Source organism: Bacillus sp. SN1, from assembly GCF_002796895.1.
Classification (GTDB): Bacteria; Bacillota; Bacilli; order Bacillales; family Bacillaceae; genus Bacillus; species Bacillus inaquosorum.
The window spans coordinates 502,459-519,204 of sequence record NZ_PHIE01000001.1 but is presented as its reverse complement, the minus strand read 5'-3'; the positions used below and the strand labels follow the sequence as shown (position 1 = coordinate 519,204).

11 protein-coding genes and 1 tRNA gene are annotated in these 16,746 nt (G+C 43.6%); 3 read left to right on the top strand and 9 right to left on the bottom strand.

The features are described 5' to 3' along the window. Positions 1–354 precede the first annotated feature (354 nt). The 3 genes from dacB to CVV77_RS02930 form a co-directional block, all read right to left on the bottom strand. Entirely contained in the window at positions 355–1,830 is a 1,476-nt protein-coding gene (gene dacB / locus CVV77_RS02940) for a D-alanyl-D-alanine carboxypeptidase/D-alanyl-D-alanine endopeptidase (RefSeq protein WP_100274600.1), read from the bottom strand. A 34-nt stretch (positions 1,831–1,864) separates the two neighbouring features. Next, the gene (gene galM, locus CVV77_RS02935; RefSeq protein ID WP_100274599.1) at positions 1,865–2,842 is read right to left on the bottom strand and encodes an aldose 1-epimerase; all 978 of its coding nucleotides are present in this window, start codon (positions 2,840–2,842) and stop codon (positions 1,865–1,867) included. Positions 2,843–2,974: 132 nt separating this feature from the next. Then, positions 2,975–4,366, bottom strand: coding sequence for an MATE family efflux transporter (locus CVV77_RS02930; protein ID WP_003241939.1), 1,392 nt, complete (start codon positions 4,364–4,366; stop codon positions 2,975–2,977). Between the two features lie 286 nt (positions 4,367–4,652). Between CVV77_RS02930 and iseA the strand changes: the two genes are divergently transcribed. After that, positions 4,653–5,198 carry a DL-endopeptidase inhibitor IseA gene (iseA, locus tag CVV77_RS02925; protein WP_019258565.1) on the top strand — a complete coding sequence of 182 codons (546 nt, stop codon included), beginning with the start codon at positions 4,653–4,655 and terminating at the stop codon, positions 5,196–5,198. A gap of 88 nt (positions 5,199–5,286) precedes the next feature. On the opposite strand, the gene CVV77_RS02920 is transcribed toward iseA, so the two are convergent. The 3 genes from CVV77_RS02920 to CVV77_RS02910 all read right to left on the bottom strand — a co-directional run bounded on the left by CVV77_RS02920 (position 5,287) and on the right by CVV77_RS02910 (position 6,502). After that, a tRNA-Arg gene (locus CVV77_RS02920) sits at positions 5,287–5,359 on the bottom strand. Between the two features lie 52 nt (positions 5,360–5,411). Further along, entirely contained in the window at positions 5,412–5,957 is a 546-nt protein-coding gene (locus CVV77_RS02915) for a site-specific integrase (RefSeq protein WP_060398741.1), read from the bottom strand. Positions 5,958–6,271: 314 nt separating this feature from the next. Further along, on the bottom strand, positions 6,272–6,502 hold the full coding sequence (locus CVV77_RS02910; RefSeq protein WP_100274598.1) for an excisionase family DNA-binding protein: 231 nt from the start codon (positions 6,500–6,502) through the stop codon (positions 6,272–6,274). A 184-nt stretch (positions 6,503–6,686) separates the two neighbouring features. On the opposite strand from CVV77_RS02910, the gene ggt reads away from it, so the two are divergent. After that, on the top strand, positions 6,687–8,450 hold the full coding sequence (gene ggt, locus CVV77_RS02905; protein ID WP_100274597.1) for a gamma-glutamyltransferase: 1,764 nt from the start codon (positions 6,687–6,689) through the stop codon (positions 8,448–8,450). 192 nt (positions 8,451–8,642) lie between these two features. Here ggt and yofA read toward each other — a convergent pair whose 3' ends face one another. Further along, positions 8,643–9,500: a LysR family transcriptional regulator YofA gene (gene yofA, locus CVV77_RS02900; RefSeq protein WP_100274596.1), complete on the bottom strand. Its 858-nt coding sequence runs from the start codon at positions 9,498–9,500 to the stop codon at positions 8,643–8,645. 128 nt (positions 9,501–9,628) lie between these two features. On the opposite strand from yofA, the gene CVV77_RS02895 reads away from it, so the two are divergent. Next, the gene (locus CVV77_RS02895) at positions 9,629–10,618 is read left to right on the top strand and encodes a zinc-binding dehydrogenase (RefSeq protein WP_100274595.1); all 990 of its coding nucleotides are present in this window, start codon (positions 9,629–9,631) and stop codon (positions 10,616–10,618) included. Between the two features lie 56 nt (positions 10,619–10,674). Here CVV77_RS02895 and gltD read toward each other — a convergent pair whose 3' ends face one another. Both gltD and gltB read right to left on the bottom strand, forming a co-directional pair. Continuing rightward, positions 10,675–12,156, bottom strand: a complete 1,482-nt coding sequence (gene gltD, locus CVV77_RS02890) for a glutamate synthase small subunit (protein WP_084994471.1) — start codon at positions 12,154–12,156, stop codon at positions 10,675–10,677. A gap of 16 nt (positions 12,157–12,172) precedes the next feature. Next, entirely contained in the window at positions 12,173–16,735 is a 4,563-nt protein-coding gene (gene gltB / locus CVV77_RS02885) for a glutamate synthase large subunit (protein ID WP_100274594.1), read from the bottom strand. Positions 16,736–16,746 lie beyond the last annotated feature (11 nt).

The window sequence follows — 16,746 nt, the reverse complement described above, 5'->3', positions numbered from 1 at the left end:
ATAATAAGAGGATAAGAAAAAAGTAGAAAAATGACAATAAAAGAAATTATATGACTATATAATCCATATATGCACTATATTAACGGATATTTTTTAAAGTACAATAAAAAACATTAAATTTTTATAACATTTTTTTGAATATAGTATTATTTCTTTAGTTTTGGTTTCTTTATTCATCAAATTTTTGAACATAAAGTGATAAAAGTATCATTCTGATTCGGGTCTTACACACTAATTTTTCGATTGTGCTAATTTGCTGTTGCGCGTAAGCTTTCTATTTGTTGGCAGATGCGACCGGAATATTATTGAAGACATAAAAAAACCTGTCTTCCTTAGAAAACAGGTCTGACGCTATTATTGATTTGCCAAGATGACAGCGATTTGATCCTCGATATCTTTTCCATCCTCGTCATCAATCAATCCGTTCAAAAGAATAGAAAAAACAAGGGGTTTTCCGCTCTTGGTTTCTGCGTACCCGGATAAAGAGCTAACTGTGCTTAACGATCCGGTTTTTGCCCTTACCTTTCCTTGTGCAGGAGTGTCTTTCATCCGGTTTCTCAGTGTTCCGCCTATCATCCTGTCACTATTGCCCGCAACTGGCAGAGAATTTAGATAAGCTGAGAACCATTTCTCATCTTGAATGTCATATAACAGCTGTGAGATTTGATCTGAGGATACAGCATTAATATGTGAGACACCTGATCCGTCTCTTAAGACAAGTGAATTGGGATCAACACCAAATTCCGGAAGCGCATTGTTTAATACTTCAAGTCCCTTTTCCCAGCTTCCTTCTTCTTTTTTCACTTTCCCCATCTCTTTTACGAGCACTTCGGCATGTCCGTTATTGCTTAATTTCATAAACGGCACAAATAGTTTTGACAGAGGCATTGAGCGATGAGAGATTAACACGTCTGAAGAACTGGGCGCAGCGCCCGTCTTGACGTGCCCTTTTACAGTAATTCCTTGTTTTTTTAGTGCCTGCTTAAATAAATCCAAAGCGTATCCAGCCGGCTCCCAGACAGCAATCCATTCCTTTGTCTTGCTTGCCTCAACCGATACGCTCCCTTCAATTGTGATCGTGTTTGTTCCATGCTCTCTTTCGATCGTGAGGTCTTTCTTTTGGCCGGCCGCAGTCGTTTCGGCATCGTTCTTAATCGTTACATAATCTGTCTTCGGAGATACAGCAACGGCAGGCTTTTCCCCCTCTTTTTTACCCGGGGTGACCTCTACAATCACAGTTCCTGCATCATAATCTTCATTCGGAGACGCTGTTAAAGCGGAGATTTGCGCGCCGTAATATGTGTATTCATCACTCCACGGCATATCAGGCGATAATCGGATGTCATCATACCACGTATCATCACCGATCAGATTGCCTTTGATCTCTTTCACGCCGGATTGTTTCAATTTCTCAGCCATTTCTTCAAAATCAGATGGTAAAAGTGTCGGATCTCCTTTCCCTATCAAATAAAGGTTTCCATTCAGCTTTTTCCCTTTACATTTGCCGTCCGTCCGGACCTCGGTTGTAAAGGAATAGTCCTCGCCGAGAACAGAAAGTGATGCGGCCGCTGTCAAAAGTTTTAAAGAAGAGGCGGGCCTCATTCGGATCTCTCCTGAATGCTCATATAGAACAGCGCCTGTTTCCGCAGAACGAACGGTGATGCCGGCCATTGCGCCTTCGAGTGCAGGATGATCAGCTAAAATCTTATCGATCTGCCCGGCAAGTGCACCTTGTTTTTCAGCCGCTTGCGCAGCCTGATGCATATAAGGTACCGAAGCAACGACGAAAAGCAGCAAAACAGCAACATAAAGCTTTATGCTTTTTTTCATTTTTTTACCCCGCCTCTCTGCGCCTCATCATTGGCTATTGATGATTCAGTTCAATGGTGATACTGCTTTTGGCTGTCGTTTCTTCTCCCGGCTCCAGCACTTTTACACCAGTGAGTGATGGAGACACATCAAGATTCACAGCGTTTGTCACCCATGTGTAAGGTTCAGGGCATAAATATCCCTGCTTTCCGTCCGCGTTGTATACAACCCAATGTTTAAATTGTTCATCTGCCTTATAAATAATGCTTATATGTGCATGCTGATGATAAATGACTGCCTGATTTTCTCCGCCTCTTTTCTGATAAGAAGATAAAAAGACATCATCCAGCTGCTGGCTGCGTAAATCCATCCCTTCATGCAAGGCTTCTTTATTCGGTACATCCATCAGTTTCCCGGTCGGCAGCAGGCGCTCATCCAACTCCCATTGCTGATCTGCTGTCAGGGAGAATAACGAGCTTTCTTCTGGAAATACAAATGTAGTATGATAGCCGATTCCCCAAGGAAACGCTTCCTTTCCTTTGTTCATGACCGTCGCATGTTTAAATAGAGTATTCCCCTTTAGCGTGTATGTCATCCGAACAACGGCATGATGCGGAAATTGCTTATACACATGGGGAAGCTCTGAAAGGTCAATTTCAGTTTCAACGATCACTTCTTCATCAGTTTGCTTCATGGTCACTACGTTCCATTTTTCCTGATAAAGAAACCCATGAAGATGGTTGTGTTTATCTTTTTCATTGATATCAAAATGATATGTTCTGCCCCGGAAACTGAATGTCCCGTCACTAATCCGGTTAGGCGGAAACAGGATCGGAATGCCATACAATGTTGGTGTATCATGAAAGCTTTCTGCTGTTTCCGGTTCACGCAAAAGCTGCAGCTGTGTCGTTTTGTCCACAAGAGAAATGACGTTGCTCCCCCACTCAGGAACGACAATCATTTCTATATGTTCGTTGCCTGCTTTGATGGCAGGTGTTCCTAAATACGTAATCTTCTCAATATCGTTTGCCATGTGTACTCAACCTCTCCTTGATTCATTGCTTGTATAAGAATTCAATGTAATGTGCCATATTTCCTCCATTTATGTTTTCTCTTTATCAAACAAAAAACACCGTTCAAATGTTGAACGGTGTGATTCGGGATGCTATTGGATGAGACGTGTAATCTGTTTCTTTTTCCAAACGAATTGATAATACCCATAAATCAACAGCAAACTGACGGCAAACGCAGCCGGATAGCCAACCCAGACGCCGAGTATTTCAAGATTTGTGTAGTGGGAAAGTACGAACGCGACAGGCACCTCTACTCCCCAGATGGCAAAAATACTGATAACGGTCGGCCATAAAACCGTTCCGCTTGCCCGCATCGTCGCAGAAATAATTTGGGCATTTCCAAAGAGTAAGTAACTCCACAATGTAATCATCAAGAGACGGTGCGCAATGTAAAGCGTCTCTTGTTCGGTTAAAAATAATCCTAAAATCTGATGTGAAAAAACATAGATCAGAATGATCAGCACACCGCCAATGATATAATTCAGCCAAATCCCGACACGAATTACCTGTTTTAGGCGGCCAAACTCGTTCGCTCCGATCGATTGCGCGGCGAATATAGACACCGCAATACCAAGGCTGACGGCCGGCATCTGCACATAGCTGGCTACCTGGTTGACCACGCCGTATGCAGCTGTCGCATTAGAGCCATAATGGTTGACGAATGAAATAACCGCTATCTCTGATAATGAGACGAGAATCATATTGATGCTTGATGGAATCCCGAGGCGCAGCAGGAGAGCCAGAAGTTCTTTATCCATTTTCAAATAACGGCGCACTGTTTTATCAAATTGCAGCGGATGGTTTCGTTTTCGCAAATACACCATTAACACAATAAAAGTCGCAATCGTGGAAATGACGGTTGCATATGCGGAACCGTATATGCCCAGTTTCGGAAAACCGAACATGCCAAGGATCAAGACAGGCAAAAGCGCTATGTTAATGACCGTGCTCACAATCAGCGTATAAAACGGTGTCTTAGAATCCCCTGTTCCGCGCAAAAATGTTGTATAAGCGAAATATAAAAACATAAACGGCATCGCGTAAAATAAAATACGTGCATAGCTGGCACTGACATGAATTACATTTTCAGGCGTGCCCATTAAACGAAGAATATCCAAGGTGAAAATACTGCCGATGACGGCTAACACAACCCCTAATAAAAACGTAAACGTGAGCGTCGTCCCGACAACAGCCTTTAACCGCTCCTCATTTTTCGCCCCGTAGGCTTGTCCGATCAGGATCGAGCTTCCTGAACCGATCCCAATTGTAAATGAGATTAAAAGAAAAAATAACGGGAAAAAGGATGATACAGCTGCAACCGCATCAACACCAAGCCATCTGCCTACAGCCATCATCCCGACTAGCTGGCCGACTGATTGCAGCACATTGCTTAGCAGAAGCGGAACTAAAAAGAGTGACATAGACCGCCAGACAGATGGATTGCTTTTCTTCTGAGTTACAAGTTGTTCTTGTGATGTTTCCATATTGAAAGCTCCTTTATTTGAATTCGTTTGTAAACATGACCCTATTCTTTTGACAAAAACAGGATATGTAACATGTTATTATTCATCACTGTACATATGAAACCCTTCCCGATTCTTCTAATTTTACACATCTTTTTAGCTTATGAAGAATAAACTAGCAAGTAACAGCCTATTTCCTTGTGAGTAAAAGAATAAAAAATAATTTATGCAAAAGTATTGTAATCTATCCGTAATTATTGTAACATTTGTAACATAAGAGAAAGAGATTTTGAAGGAGTGAACCACAATGAAAAAATGTTTTCTATTTCTAACAACGATTGCACTTATTCTGTCATTAAGCACAAATGCATTTGCGAAAAATACTTCAGGTGATTTATCACAAAAACAAGCACTGCAGCTGGCGTTATCAGCAAGAGAGCATTTTTGGAACACAATGAGCGGCCACAATCCAAAAGCGAAAAAAGCAGTTTGCCCATCAGGTACATTTGAGTATCAAAATCTTCAATACGTGTACATGTGCAGTGACCTAGGCACTAAAGCAAAAGCAGTGAATTACTTAACTCCTATTTTCACAAAAACAGCAATCGAAAAAGGCTTTAAAGACTATCACTTCACTGTTTCAAAAGGAAAACTAGCCGTGCCAATCGGCGACGGTGACAACCTTTTAAATTGGAAAAAATCAACTGCTAAACTGATCTCTAAAAAAGGCGGCACAGTCACATACCAATTTACCGTTCCTACTTTAGACGGATCACCTGCAGCGAAACGGAAAGTGACATTTGTAAAAGAAAATAAAAAATGGAAAGTCAATCAATTTGACGCAGTTATATAAGAAAAAACGCCCTGCATAAGCGGGCGTTTTTTTATTTGGCATAAAGAAAGACAACAGGCCAAAAGCCCATTGTCATTTTGTTATATAACGCTCTAGGAGAGATTCGAACTCCCGACCTGCAGTTTAGGAAACTGCTGCACTATCCGCTGTGCTACTAGAGCTTTTGGTATTTATATAGTAGCTCTGATGATGAATATTTTCAAGCGGTTTGTATTAAAGCCCTCCAAAAACCTTATACGCGGCCCTTGTCGTATCTTCATCAATACCGATATACCGCATTGTAATCGAGGGTGATGAATGATTCAGTATTCTCTGCAGCTCGGCAATGTCTTTTGTCCGCTGATAAAAATGATAGCCGAATGTTTTCCGCAGCGTATGGGTCCCTATCTCCTCGAGTCCGCACGCCGCGGCGGCCTCTCTTAAAATCCTGTAGGCCTGAATGCGGGAAATCGGTTTCCTGGTCCGTACAGATTTAAAAAGATATTCGTTTTCTTTCATGTCTTTCGTATACTCGTATATTTCGTGTTTCAGCGATTCTAAAATCAGAATCTTCCTTTTCTTTTTCGTTTTGCTTTCAGTCGCCCATAAATGATCTTTATTTTTAACGTCCTTCACTTGCAGCGGCAGAATATCAGAAATGCGGAGCGCGCTGTTTATGCCAAAAATAAACAGAAAATAATCCCGCTTGTTTTTGTTTAGCAAATACTGTTTTACATCTTGAATTTTTTCTAAACTGCGAATCGGCTGTACAATATGCATCCAAAAACTCCTTAAAAACCATTATGTAACGTTTTGAGGTCTATGTTACTATTATAGCTGAAAAACGTTGAAAGTCAAAGTACGGCGGCGTTTATGTAACATAATATACATAGTGTTACATAGGCGGTTGAAAAAGCTTTCCAGAACCTCCTCCCTCTTAAATGAGTTTTAAAGCTTCTTATAAAGCTTTTAACCTATTTGATACATATTCCCCTATCTATCATCAAAAAGCCTCTTAGAAAAAAATCTGACGCTTTGGTTTTTCGCTGTTTTTAAAAAGATATACAAAAAAAGACACAATTTGAAATTGTGTCCTAGTCCTCATCTTTTACATCGATATCTTCCGGGATTGGTTCATTTAAGATTTCCTGCACGAGTGCTTTGTAATTCTCCAGCTGTTCGAGATGCGTTTTGAACTGCCCCTTAAAAATTAAAAATTGCTCACCGTCATGAACGGCTCTGATTTTTCCTCCCTGTACCAAACTTTTAATATAATCCTCTGAAAGATTTGTATATTCTGCTGTTTCTTTAATCGTTAAATACATATAGCAGTCCTTTCTTAATCCGTATGCTGATTCTAATATAGCACATGGCTCATAACAATATAATCAATTTCACACAGAAAAGCGGGTGAATGTTCTATATAATATACCATTTGTCACTTGTGAAAACGCTGTAATTTTTTTACGCTAAGATTGTAACATAACAGCTTCATATAGGAGGGAGAACATGAAAAGAACGTGGAACGTCTGTTTAACAGCTCTGCTTAGTGTTCTGTTAGTCGCTGGAAGTGTCCCTTTTCACGCGGAAGCGAAAAAGCCGCCCAAAAGCTATGACGAGTACAAACAAGTAGATGTTGGGAAAGACGGCATGGTTGCTAGCGCACATCCTCTCGCTTCGGAAATCGGTGCTGATGTACTGAAAAAAGGAGGAAATGCCATTGACGCGGCAGTTGCCATTCAATTTGCGCTCAATGTAACAGAGCCGATGATGTCAGGCATTGGCGGCGGCGGTTTTATGATGGTGTATGACGGAAAAACAAAGGATACAACGATCATTGACAGTCGTGAACGCGCTCCAGCAGGTGCAACTCCTGATATGTTTCTCGATGAAGACGGCAAAGCGATTCCTTTCTCTGAACGTGTGACAAAAGGTACTGCCGTCGGTGTTCCAGGTACGCTGAAAGGGCTGGAAGAAGCTCTGGATAAATGGGGAACCCGTTCAATGAAGCAATTAATCACCCCTTCTATTAAACTCGCTGAAAAAGGCTTTCCGATTGATTCGGTGTTGGCAGATGCGATTTCTGATTATCAGGAAAAGCTGTCACGGACTGCCGCAAAAGATGTATTTTTGCCAAATGGCGAGCCGCTTAAAGAAGGCGATACACTGGTTCAAAAGGATTTGGCAAAAACGTTTAAGCTCATTCGCTCAAAAGGCACTGACGCTTTTTATGAAGGAAAATTCGCCAAAGCGCTTTCTGACACTGTACAGGATTTCGGCGGATCAATGACGAAAAAAGATTTAGAAAATTACGACATTACAATTGATGAACCGATTTGGGGAGACTATCAAGGCTATCAAATCGCCACTACTCCTCCTCCAAGCTCTGGCGGTATTTTCTTATTGCAAATGCTGGAAATACTTGATGATTTTAACCTTTCACAATACGATGTCCGCTCATGGGAAAAATATCAACTGCTTGCTGAAACGATGCATTTGTCTTATGCCGACCGTGCGTCTTATGCAGGTGATCCCGAATTTGTAAACGTTCCTCTCAAAGGCCTGCTTCATCCCGATTATATTAAAGAACGCCAGCAATTAATTAACTTAGATCAAGTCAATAAAAAGCCGAAAGCCGGTGATCCTTGGAAATACCAAGAAGGATCGGCAAACTATAAGCAAGTCGAACAGCCGAAAGACAAAGTAGAAGGCCAAACAACCCACTTTACAGTTGCCGACCGCTGGGGAAATGTTGTTTCCTATACGACGACAATTGAACAGCTATTCGGAACGGGTATTATGGTCCCTGATTACGGCGTCATTTTAAACAATGAACTAACAGATTTTGATGCGGTTCCAGGCGGAGCCAACGAAGTACAGCCAAACAAACGGCCTTTAAGCAGCATGACCCCGACCATTTTATTTAAGGATGACAAGCCTGTCCTCACTGTCGGATCTCCTGGCGGGGCCACCATTATTTCGTCCGTTTTGCAAACCATTCTCTATCACATCGAATATGGTATGGAATTAAAAGCAGCTGTTGAAGAGCCGAGAATTTACACAAACAGCATGAGCTCTTACCGCTATGAAGACGGAGTTCCTGAAGATGTTCTCAGCAAACTAAACGGCATGGGCCACAAATTCGGCAAAAGCCCGGTGGATATCGGGAACGTACAAAGCATTTCTATCGACCATGAAAACGGCACCTTTAAAGGAGTAGCTGATTCAAGCAGAAATGGCGCGGCGATCGGCATTAATTTAAAACGGAAATAAAAGAAAAAAAACTGTACTCGTTTCAAATGAGTACAGTTTTTTTGTATGCAGACCTTTATATAAGAACAGAAACAACATCCTCCTGCCTGATAACAATCCGAATGCCTTTAATACGGTTTGGTGATACTCCATATGACGGCTTTCTTGACAATCGGCTACGTTCTTAGTTCAGCTTATGCAGCGTAACAGTCTTCATCTTTTCATTTCGTTTACCTCATCAATAAATGTCTGGAACGCACTCGTCATAAAAAAGTCTTTTCTGTATATAAATACGATCTCTAAGTCTTGATACGCTGCTGGCAGCTGATGAATATACACATTTGCACCATGGGTAGAGCAGTCAACAGCGGACTTCGGGAGCAGCGCCGTGCCCAAACCGGCGGATACTCCTCTTAAAATAGCTTCCAATGTGCCAAACTCTATGATTTTTTGATTTTGAATACCTGCTTCCTTCAGCAATCTCTTGACCCTGGCACGATGAGAACAGCCAGCTCCAAAAAAGAGCATCGGCTGCCGAAGCATGTCTTCTGCCGTCCCCTCCCGTGATGAAATCAAAACCAATTCATCACGGGAAACAGGGGTTTGTCTGATATCCGTGTGCTCAACCGGTCCGTATACAAAAGCTCCATCAACCTTATGATCAAGAACCTGTTGAATCAAATTGTGCGTATCAGCTGTGTTCACTGATAAATCAACTTCAGGAAAACGCCTGAGGAAGGAGGCCGCATGCTCGGGCAGATGCGTTACCGCTGTTGTTTCCAACGATCCGATCCGCAAAGGCCCTTTCGGATGCTGGCTCATCTGTGCCGATTTTTCAGCTTCGTCTAACAGGGATAATACTTGCTCTGCGTATTGCAATAGGTTTTCTCCGGCAGCTGTCAGCTTCATCCCGCGATTCGTTCGATGAAAAAGTTTGATATTCAAATCTTCCTCAAGGTTATGTATTCTGGCTGTCACATTCGATTGAACATAATTCAGCATTCGGGCTGCTTTCGTTATACTTCCTTCACGGGCAACAGCCCGAAAAATCTTTAAATCTCCGCTTTCCACAGGCACTCACCTTCTTGCTATGATAAAAAGTGATATCAGCTATCATATTTGTTCATTTTACTCGAAGAAAACCGCTATGTAAAATATGTAAAGATATGAAAATACAATTCAATGAGGAGGCAGACAGCATGAAAGCTGTAATTCACAACGGAAAAACCGGACTTCAGGGGTTATCCTTTCAAGACGCTCCATCAAAAAAGCCCGGATACGGAGAGGTAAAAGTCAAATTAAAATCTGCAGGTCTAAACCATCGCGACCTGTTTCTTATGAATAACAAATCTGAACGAGATCCTCAAGTGATACTGGGCTCTGACGGCGCCGGTATCATTGAAGAGGTTGGTGAAGGCGTGAAAAACGTTGCTGTTCAAACAGAAGTAATCATTTTCCCGACATTGAACTGGGATTTGACAGAGAATGTGCCGCCTGTTCCGGAGATTTTGGGAGGCCCTTCTGACGGAACGCTTGCTGAATACGTGATCATTCCTTCACAAAATGCAATCAAAAAACCTTCTTATTTATCCTGGGAAGAAGCAGGCGTTTTGCCTTTATCCGCTTTAACTGCATATCGGGCCCTGTTTACAAAAGCCCAATTGAAAAAAGACGAGCATCTATTGATACCCGGCATCGGCAGCGGTGTTGCAACCTACGCTTTATTCATGGCTAAAGCGATTGGGGCAACAGTAAGTGTGACCTCCCGCAGTGAGGAGAAAAGAAAAAAAGCGCTGCAATTAGGTGCTGATTACGCATTTGACAGCTACAGCAATTGGGATGAACAGCTGCAGGGAGAAAAGGCTGATGTTGTTCTTGACAGCATAGGCCCCGCCCTCTTTTCGGAATACTTCCGCCATGTTAAACCGAACGGCCGTATTGTCAGCTTTGGGGCAAGCTCAGGCGACGACCTCAGTTTTCCGGTGCGCTCTTTATTCTTTCCTCAGATCAATGTATTGGGAACTTCGATGGGGAGCTGTGAAGAATTTCATGATATGCTCGCTTTTATTGAAAAACATCAGCTGCGCCCTGTACTTGACCGCACATATCCTTTAGAAAAAGCGTTTGAAGCATATACCAGAATGCAGGAAGGCAGACAGTTTGGCAACATCGGAATCGTAATGGAATAAAAAAAGAAACCGGCTGATATTCAGACCGGTTTCTTTTATATGATAATCCCCTTTATTTACGGAAGAACTGAACTCCCCATCAAATATCGATCCACTTCGCGCGCTACTTCACGGCCTTCATTAATCGCCCATACGATTAAGCTTTGGCCTCTTCTTGCATCCCCTGCGGCAAATACGCCATCGATATTTGTTTGATAATCCCCATATGCTGCGCTGATTTTGTTATTTACTGAATCAACACCGAACTGTTTCAACAGCGGCTGTTCTGTGCCTTCAAAACCGATAGCGATAAAGACAAGCTGAGCAGGCCATACTTTTTCCGTCCCCGGCAGCTCGCGGAACTCGTACTTTCCGTGCTCATTTTTCACTTTTTCCATTTGGATGGTATGAAGTTCTTTCAGCTTGCCATTTTTATCCGCAACCATTTTTTTCGTTTGAATGGAGTATTCTCGCGGATCTCTTCCGAATTTTGCTTCCGCTTCTTCATACGCATATTCAAGCGTAAAGACGTGCGGCTGTTCAGGCCACTGATTGTCATTCGTGCGGGCCGGCGGAAGTTTCGGGTGTTTGCCGAATTGGTGCACACTTTTAGCTTTTTGTCGCAGAGCAGTAGCCACGCAGTCAGCTCCTGTGTCTCCGCCCCCGATTACGATGACATCTTTTCCTTTTGCATCAATAAACTTCTTGTCTTTAAAGTTAGAATCTAAATAGCTTTTTGTTGCGAGTGTCAGGTAGTCCATCGCGTAATGGACTCCTTTTGAGTTGCGTCCTTCAATTAATAGATCCCGCTGTTTTTGTGCGCCTGTGCACAGAATCACAGCATCAAATTGCTCTTTCAGCTCATCAGCTGTAATGTCAACGCCAATTTCTGTGTTCGTGACAAAATCAATTCCTTCTTGCGTCAGCAATTTAACCCGGCGTTCTACAATGCCTTTCTCAAGCTTCATGTTCGGAATGCCGTATGTTAAAAGGCCGCCCGCTCTGTCTGAGCGTTCAAACACAGTGACGGAATGCCCCGCTTGATTCAGCTGGTCAGCACTCGCCAGTCCGGCCGGGCCCGATCCAACGATGGCCACTTTTTTGCCTGTTCGTTTTTTAGGAATTCTAGGCTGGATCCAGCCATTCTCAAATCCTTTGTCGATAATGGTCCGTTCGATATTTTTAATGGATACGGCCGGGTCTGAAATCGCTAATGTACATGATCCTTCACAAGGAGCGGGACATACCCGCCCTGTGAATTCAGGAAAGTTGTTTGTTTTCAAAAGGCGTTCCAATGCTTCTTTCCATCTGCCCCGGTAGACAAGATCATTCCATTCAGGAATTAAGTTGTAAATCGGACAGCCGGATGTAAATCCGTTAATGTCTGCACCGATCTGGCAAAACGGTGTACCGCAATCCATACACCGCGCCCCCTGCCGTTTCGATGCTTCTTCTGAAAAAGGAGCAGAATATTCTTTCCAATCCTTTAAGCGAGTGAGAGGGTCCCGCTCAGCAGGTTTTTCTCGTTTGATCTCCATAAATCCAGTTGGTTTCCCCATGTTCCTCTCCCCTTCCTTACTGTACTACCGCTTGTTTTTGTCCCGATGACGCTGTAATCTGCTTTGGCTTCGTGTTGGCTTCAAATGCGTACATGATAGCTTCTTCATCTGATAAGCCTGCAGCTTTTTGCTCTTCGATGCTTGCGAGCATTTGTTTATAGTTTTTCGGAATGACTTTGATGAATTTTTTCACGCTGTCTTCCCACTGATCAAGCAGGTCTGTAGCTTTTTGGCTGTTAGTATACGCAGCATGTTTTTCAAGCATTGCTTTGATTTGCTGGGTTTCTTTTTCATCCTCTAATGATTCAAATAAAATCATCTCAAGGTTGCATTTGCGTTTAAACGCTTTTACATCTTCGGCCAGTACATAAGCGATTCCGCCGGACATACCTGCCGCGAAGTTTTTGCCTACATCTCCGAGTACGACAACACTTCCGCCAGTCATGTATTCACAGCCATGGTCGCCGATACCTTCTACAACCACGTTCACACCGCTGTTCCGAACGGCAAAGCGTTCACCTGCACGTCCGTTAATATATGCTTCTCCGCTTGTCGCGCCGTAGAAAGCTACGTTGCCGATAATGACGTTGTCATCTGAAGCGGAATTGAATCCTTGCGGTGACTTAACGATGATTTTTCCGCCAGAAAGCCCTTTTCCAACATAATCATTTGAGTCGCCATCCAAATAAAGCGTCATCCCTTTAGGAACGAAGGCTCCAAAGCTTTGTCCGGCTGATCCGGTAAACTGCAGCTTGATCGTATCTTCAGGAAGCCCTTCTTCTCCGTAGCGTTTCGAAATTTCACTGCCTGTTATCGTTCCGGCTACACGGTTTGTATTGTTGATTTCAATAGAAACATCCGCTTCTTTTCCAGACTCGATGGCTTCTTGTACGGCCGGGAGAATCGCTGTAATATCAAGTGATTGATCAATTTTATGATTTTGCGGCGATTGGAACGTCCGTACGCCTTCAGGCTGATAAAGAAGTGTAGACAAATCAAGCTGGCTTGCTTTCCAATGCGCCTTCGCCCGTTCACTCACATGAAGTACGTCAGTGCGTCCGATCATTTCATCAAATGTCTTGAAGCCTAACGCAGCCATGTACTCACGAACTTCTTCAGCAATGAACAGCATATAGTTCACAATATGATCAGGATCGCCCATGAACTTTTTGCGAAGCTCTGGATTTTGTGTCGCTACACCGACAGGACATGTATCCAAATGGCAGGCACGCATCATGACACAACCGAGTACAACTAACGGAGCCGTTGCGAAACCGAATTCTTCGGCGCCGAGCAAGGCAGCCATCACAACGTCTCGGCCTGTCATGAGCTTTCCGTCTGTTTCTAATACAACACGGTCACGGAGTCCGTTTAGCATTAACGTTTGATGTGCTTCGGCAAGTCCAAGCTCCCACGGAAGCCCTGTATGTTTAATACTGGTTTTCGGAGAGGCACCTGTACCTCCGTCGTAACCGCTGATCACAATGACATCTGCGGTCGCTTTGGCAACACCTGCAGCGATTGTGCCTACGCCTGCTTTTGACACCAGCTTTACGCTGATTCTTGCGTCACGGTTGGCATTTTTCAAATCGTGGATCAGCTGGGCTAAATCCTCAATCGAATAAATGTCGTGGTGCGGCGGCGGTGAGATTAATCCGACACCAGGCGTTGATCCGCGGACATCGGCAACCCAAGGATATACCTTGTTGCCAGGCAGCTGTCCGCCTTCACCCGGCTTAGCGCCTTGCGCCATTTTAATCTGCAGCTCATCTGCATTAACGAGGTAATGGCTTTTGACACCGAAACGTCCGGATGCAATTTGTTTGATCGCGCTTCTTTTGTCATCGCCGTTTTTATCTGGAACAAAGCGTTTCGGATCTTCTCCGCCCTCACCGCTGTTGCTTTTCCCGCCAAGACGGTTCATTGCGATTGCTAAAGCTTCATGCGCTTCCTTACTTAAGGATCCAAATGACATCGCACCCGTTTTAAAGCGTTTGACAATCGATTCAGCGGATTCAACTTCCTCTAATTTCAGAGGCTTGCGCTCTCCGTCAAATGCGAACAAGTTCCGCAAAAATCCAATGCGCTCTTCATCTGCCGCTTTTGTATATTGTTTAAACAAATTGTAATCATTTCTTCGGCACGCCCATTGCAAGGTATGAATCGTTTTTGGGTTAAACGCGTGATGCTCTCCGCCGTTTCTCCATTGGAAGTCACTTCCCGGTTCAAGCGTTTTGCTGTAATCATCCTGATACGCTTCCCGGTGGCGGCGCTTCGCCTCTTCTGCAATTGTGTTCAAGTCGATGCCGCCGAGCTGTGATGCAGTTCCTGTGAAATAGCGGTCAATCACATCGCGGCTGATTCCTACTGCCTCAAAGATTTGGGCGCCTCTGTAGCTTTGTACAGTTGAAATCCCCATCTTGGACATGACTTTTACGACACCTTCAGTGATGCTCTTTCCGTATTTGCTGACCGCTTCTTCATAGCTAATATCTAAACGGCCTTCATCAATTTCCTGCTTGTAGGTCGCATAAGCGAGATAAGGATTAATCGCATCCGCACCATAACCGATTAAAGCTGCAAAGTGATGCACTTCACGCGCTTCTCCTGATTCCACAATAATGCTGACTTTTGTACGCAGCCCCTTGCGGATTAAATGCTGATGCAGCGCGCTGACTGCCAGAAGCGGCGGAATTGGTGTCAGGCGTCCGTTCATCTTTTTGTCTGATAAAATTAACAGGCTTACACCTTGGCTGATGGCTTTTTCTGCCTGTGTGAACATGTCCTTTAATCCGCGTTCAAGATCCTCTGAAAACAGCACATCGATTTTTTGGCTTTTTAAATCAGGATGGACAATCGTTTTTAATGCATAAAACTGTTCATTGGATAAAACAGGTGTATATAGTTTAATCCGGCGAACGTTTCGCTCACTTGGGTGAAGAAGATCACCTTCTGCACCTAGCCAAGTCATCGTAGATGTCACAAGCTGCTCACGAATCGCGTCGATTGGCGGGTTCGTTACTTGTGCAAACAGCTGCTTAAAGTAGTTAAACAGTGATTGCGCGCGGTCTGACAGAACAGCAAGCGGCGCGTCATTCCCCATTGAACCAAGAGGATCTTTGCCTTCTTTAATGACAGGAATTAAATATTTTTGGATATCTTCATATGTGTATCCGAATGCCTTCTGACGAGTAAGAAGATCTGTAAATTGTTCTTCCTCTCTTGATTCCGGATCAGGATTCACTTGGACAAGCTCTTCCTCAAGCCACTTTTGGTACGGGTACTCAGTTGCAATTTGTGTTTTGACTTCTTCATCTGAAATAATCCGGCCTTCTTCCAGGTCGATTAACAGCATTTTCCCAGGTTCTAGACGGTTTTTATATAAAACGTTCTCCTGTTCAACTTCAATAACGCCTACTTCAGATGAGAATATAATATAATCATCTTTTGTTACATAATAACGGGCCGGACGGAGACCATTCCGGTCAAGGATCGCACCGATTTGTTTTCCGTCAGTAAATGAAATGGCTGTCGGTCCGTCCCAAGGCTCCATTAGGGAACTATGGTACTCGTAGAACGCTCTCTTTTCCTTAGACATATGCGTATTTTCCGTCCATGGCTCAGGAATGAGCATCATCGCTGTATGTGCCGGTTTGCGTCCAGCCATTACAAAAAACTCAAATGCGTTATCCAAAATGGAAGAGTCACTGCCGTCAGCATTCAGAATTGGAAGAATCTTGTTCAAGTCCTCACCGAAGCTTTCAGAAACAAATTGCTGCTCACGCGCTCTCATCCAGTTAATGTTTCCGCGAAGGGTGTTAATTTCACCGTTGTGAACCAAATAACGGTTTGGATGCGCTCTTTCCCATGTAGGGAATGTGTTGGTGCTGAAACGTGAATGGACAAGCGCAAAAGCAGAAACGAATGCTTCATCTTGCAGATCAGAATAAAACGCATCAACTTGTTCAGGTGTTAAAAGGCCTTTGTAAACAATGGTCTGGCTTGAAAGACTGGCAAAATAAAAATCAAGACCTTCCGTAACTCCCCAGTTTTCAGCCTGTTTACGAATGACATACAATTTTCGTTCAAAAGACAAATTGTCCTTCAGATCAGAACTTGCGCCGATAAATACTTGACGGACAAACGGACAGCTTTTCTGTGCCACTGTTCCGATTTTTCCGACATTTACAGGTACAGTTCTCCATCCAAGAACGGCTTGGCCTTCTTGTTCAATCAGTGCATTGATTTGCTTTTCGATTTTTTTTCTTTCATCTTCCTTCTGTGAGAAAAAGACCATTCCTACCCCGTAACGCCCTTTTTCCGGCAGATTGATGTCTTTGCACTCTTTCCTAAAGAAAGCATCAGGGATTTGAACCAGTAAGCCGGCTCCGTCTCCTGTATCCGGGTCACTGCCTTGACCTCCTCTGTGGTCTAGCTGGCAAAGCATCTTAAGCCCCTGTTTGACGATGTCATGAGTCTGCTTGCCCTTTAAGTGCGCATATAGGCCGATTCCGCATGCATCATGTTCAAATTCAGGACGGTAGAGACCTTGAGCTTTTGGCATTTGATTGTACGTCATAATTCCTCTCC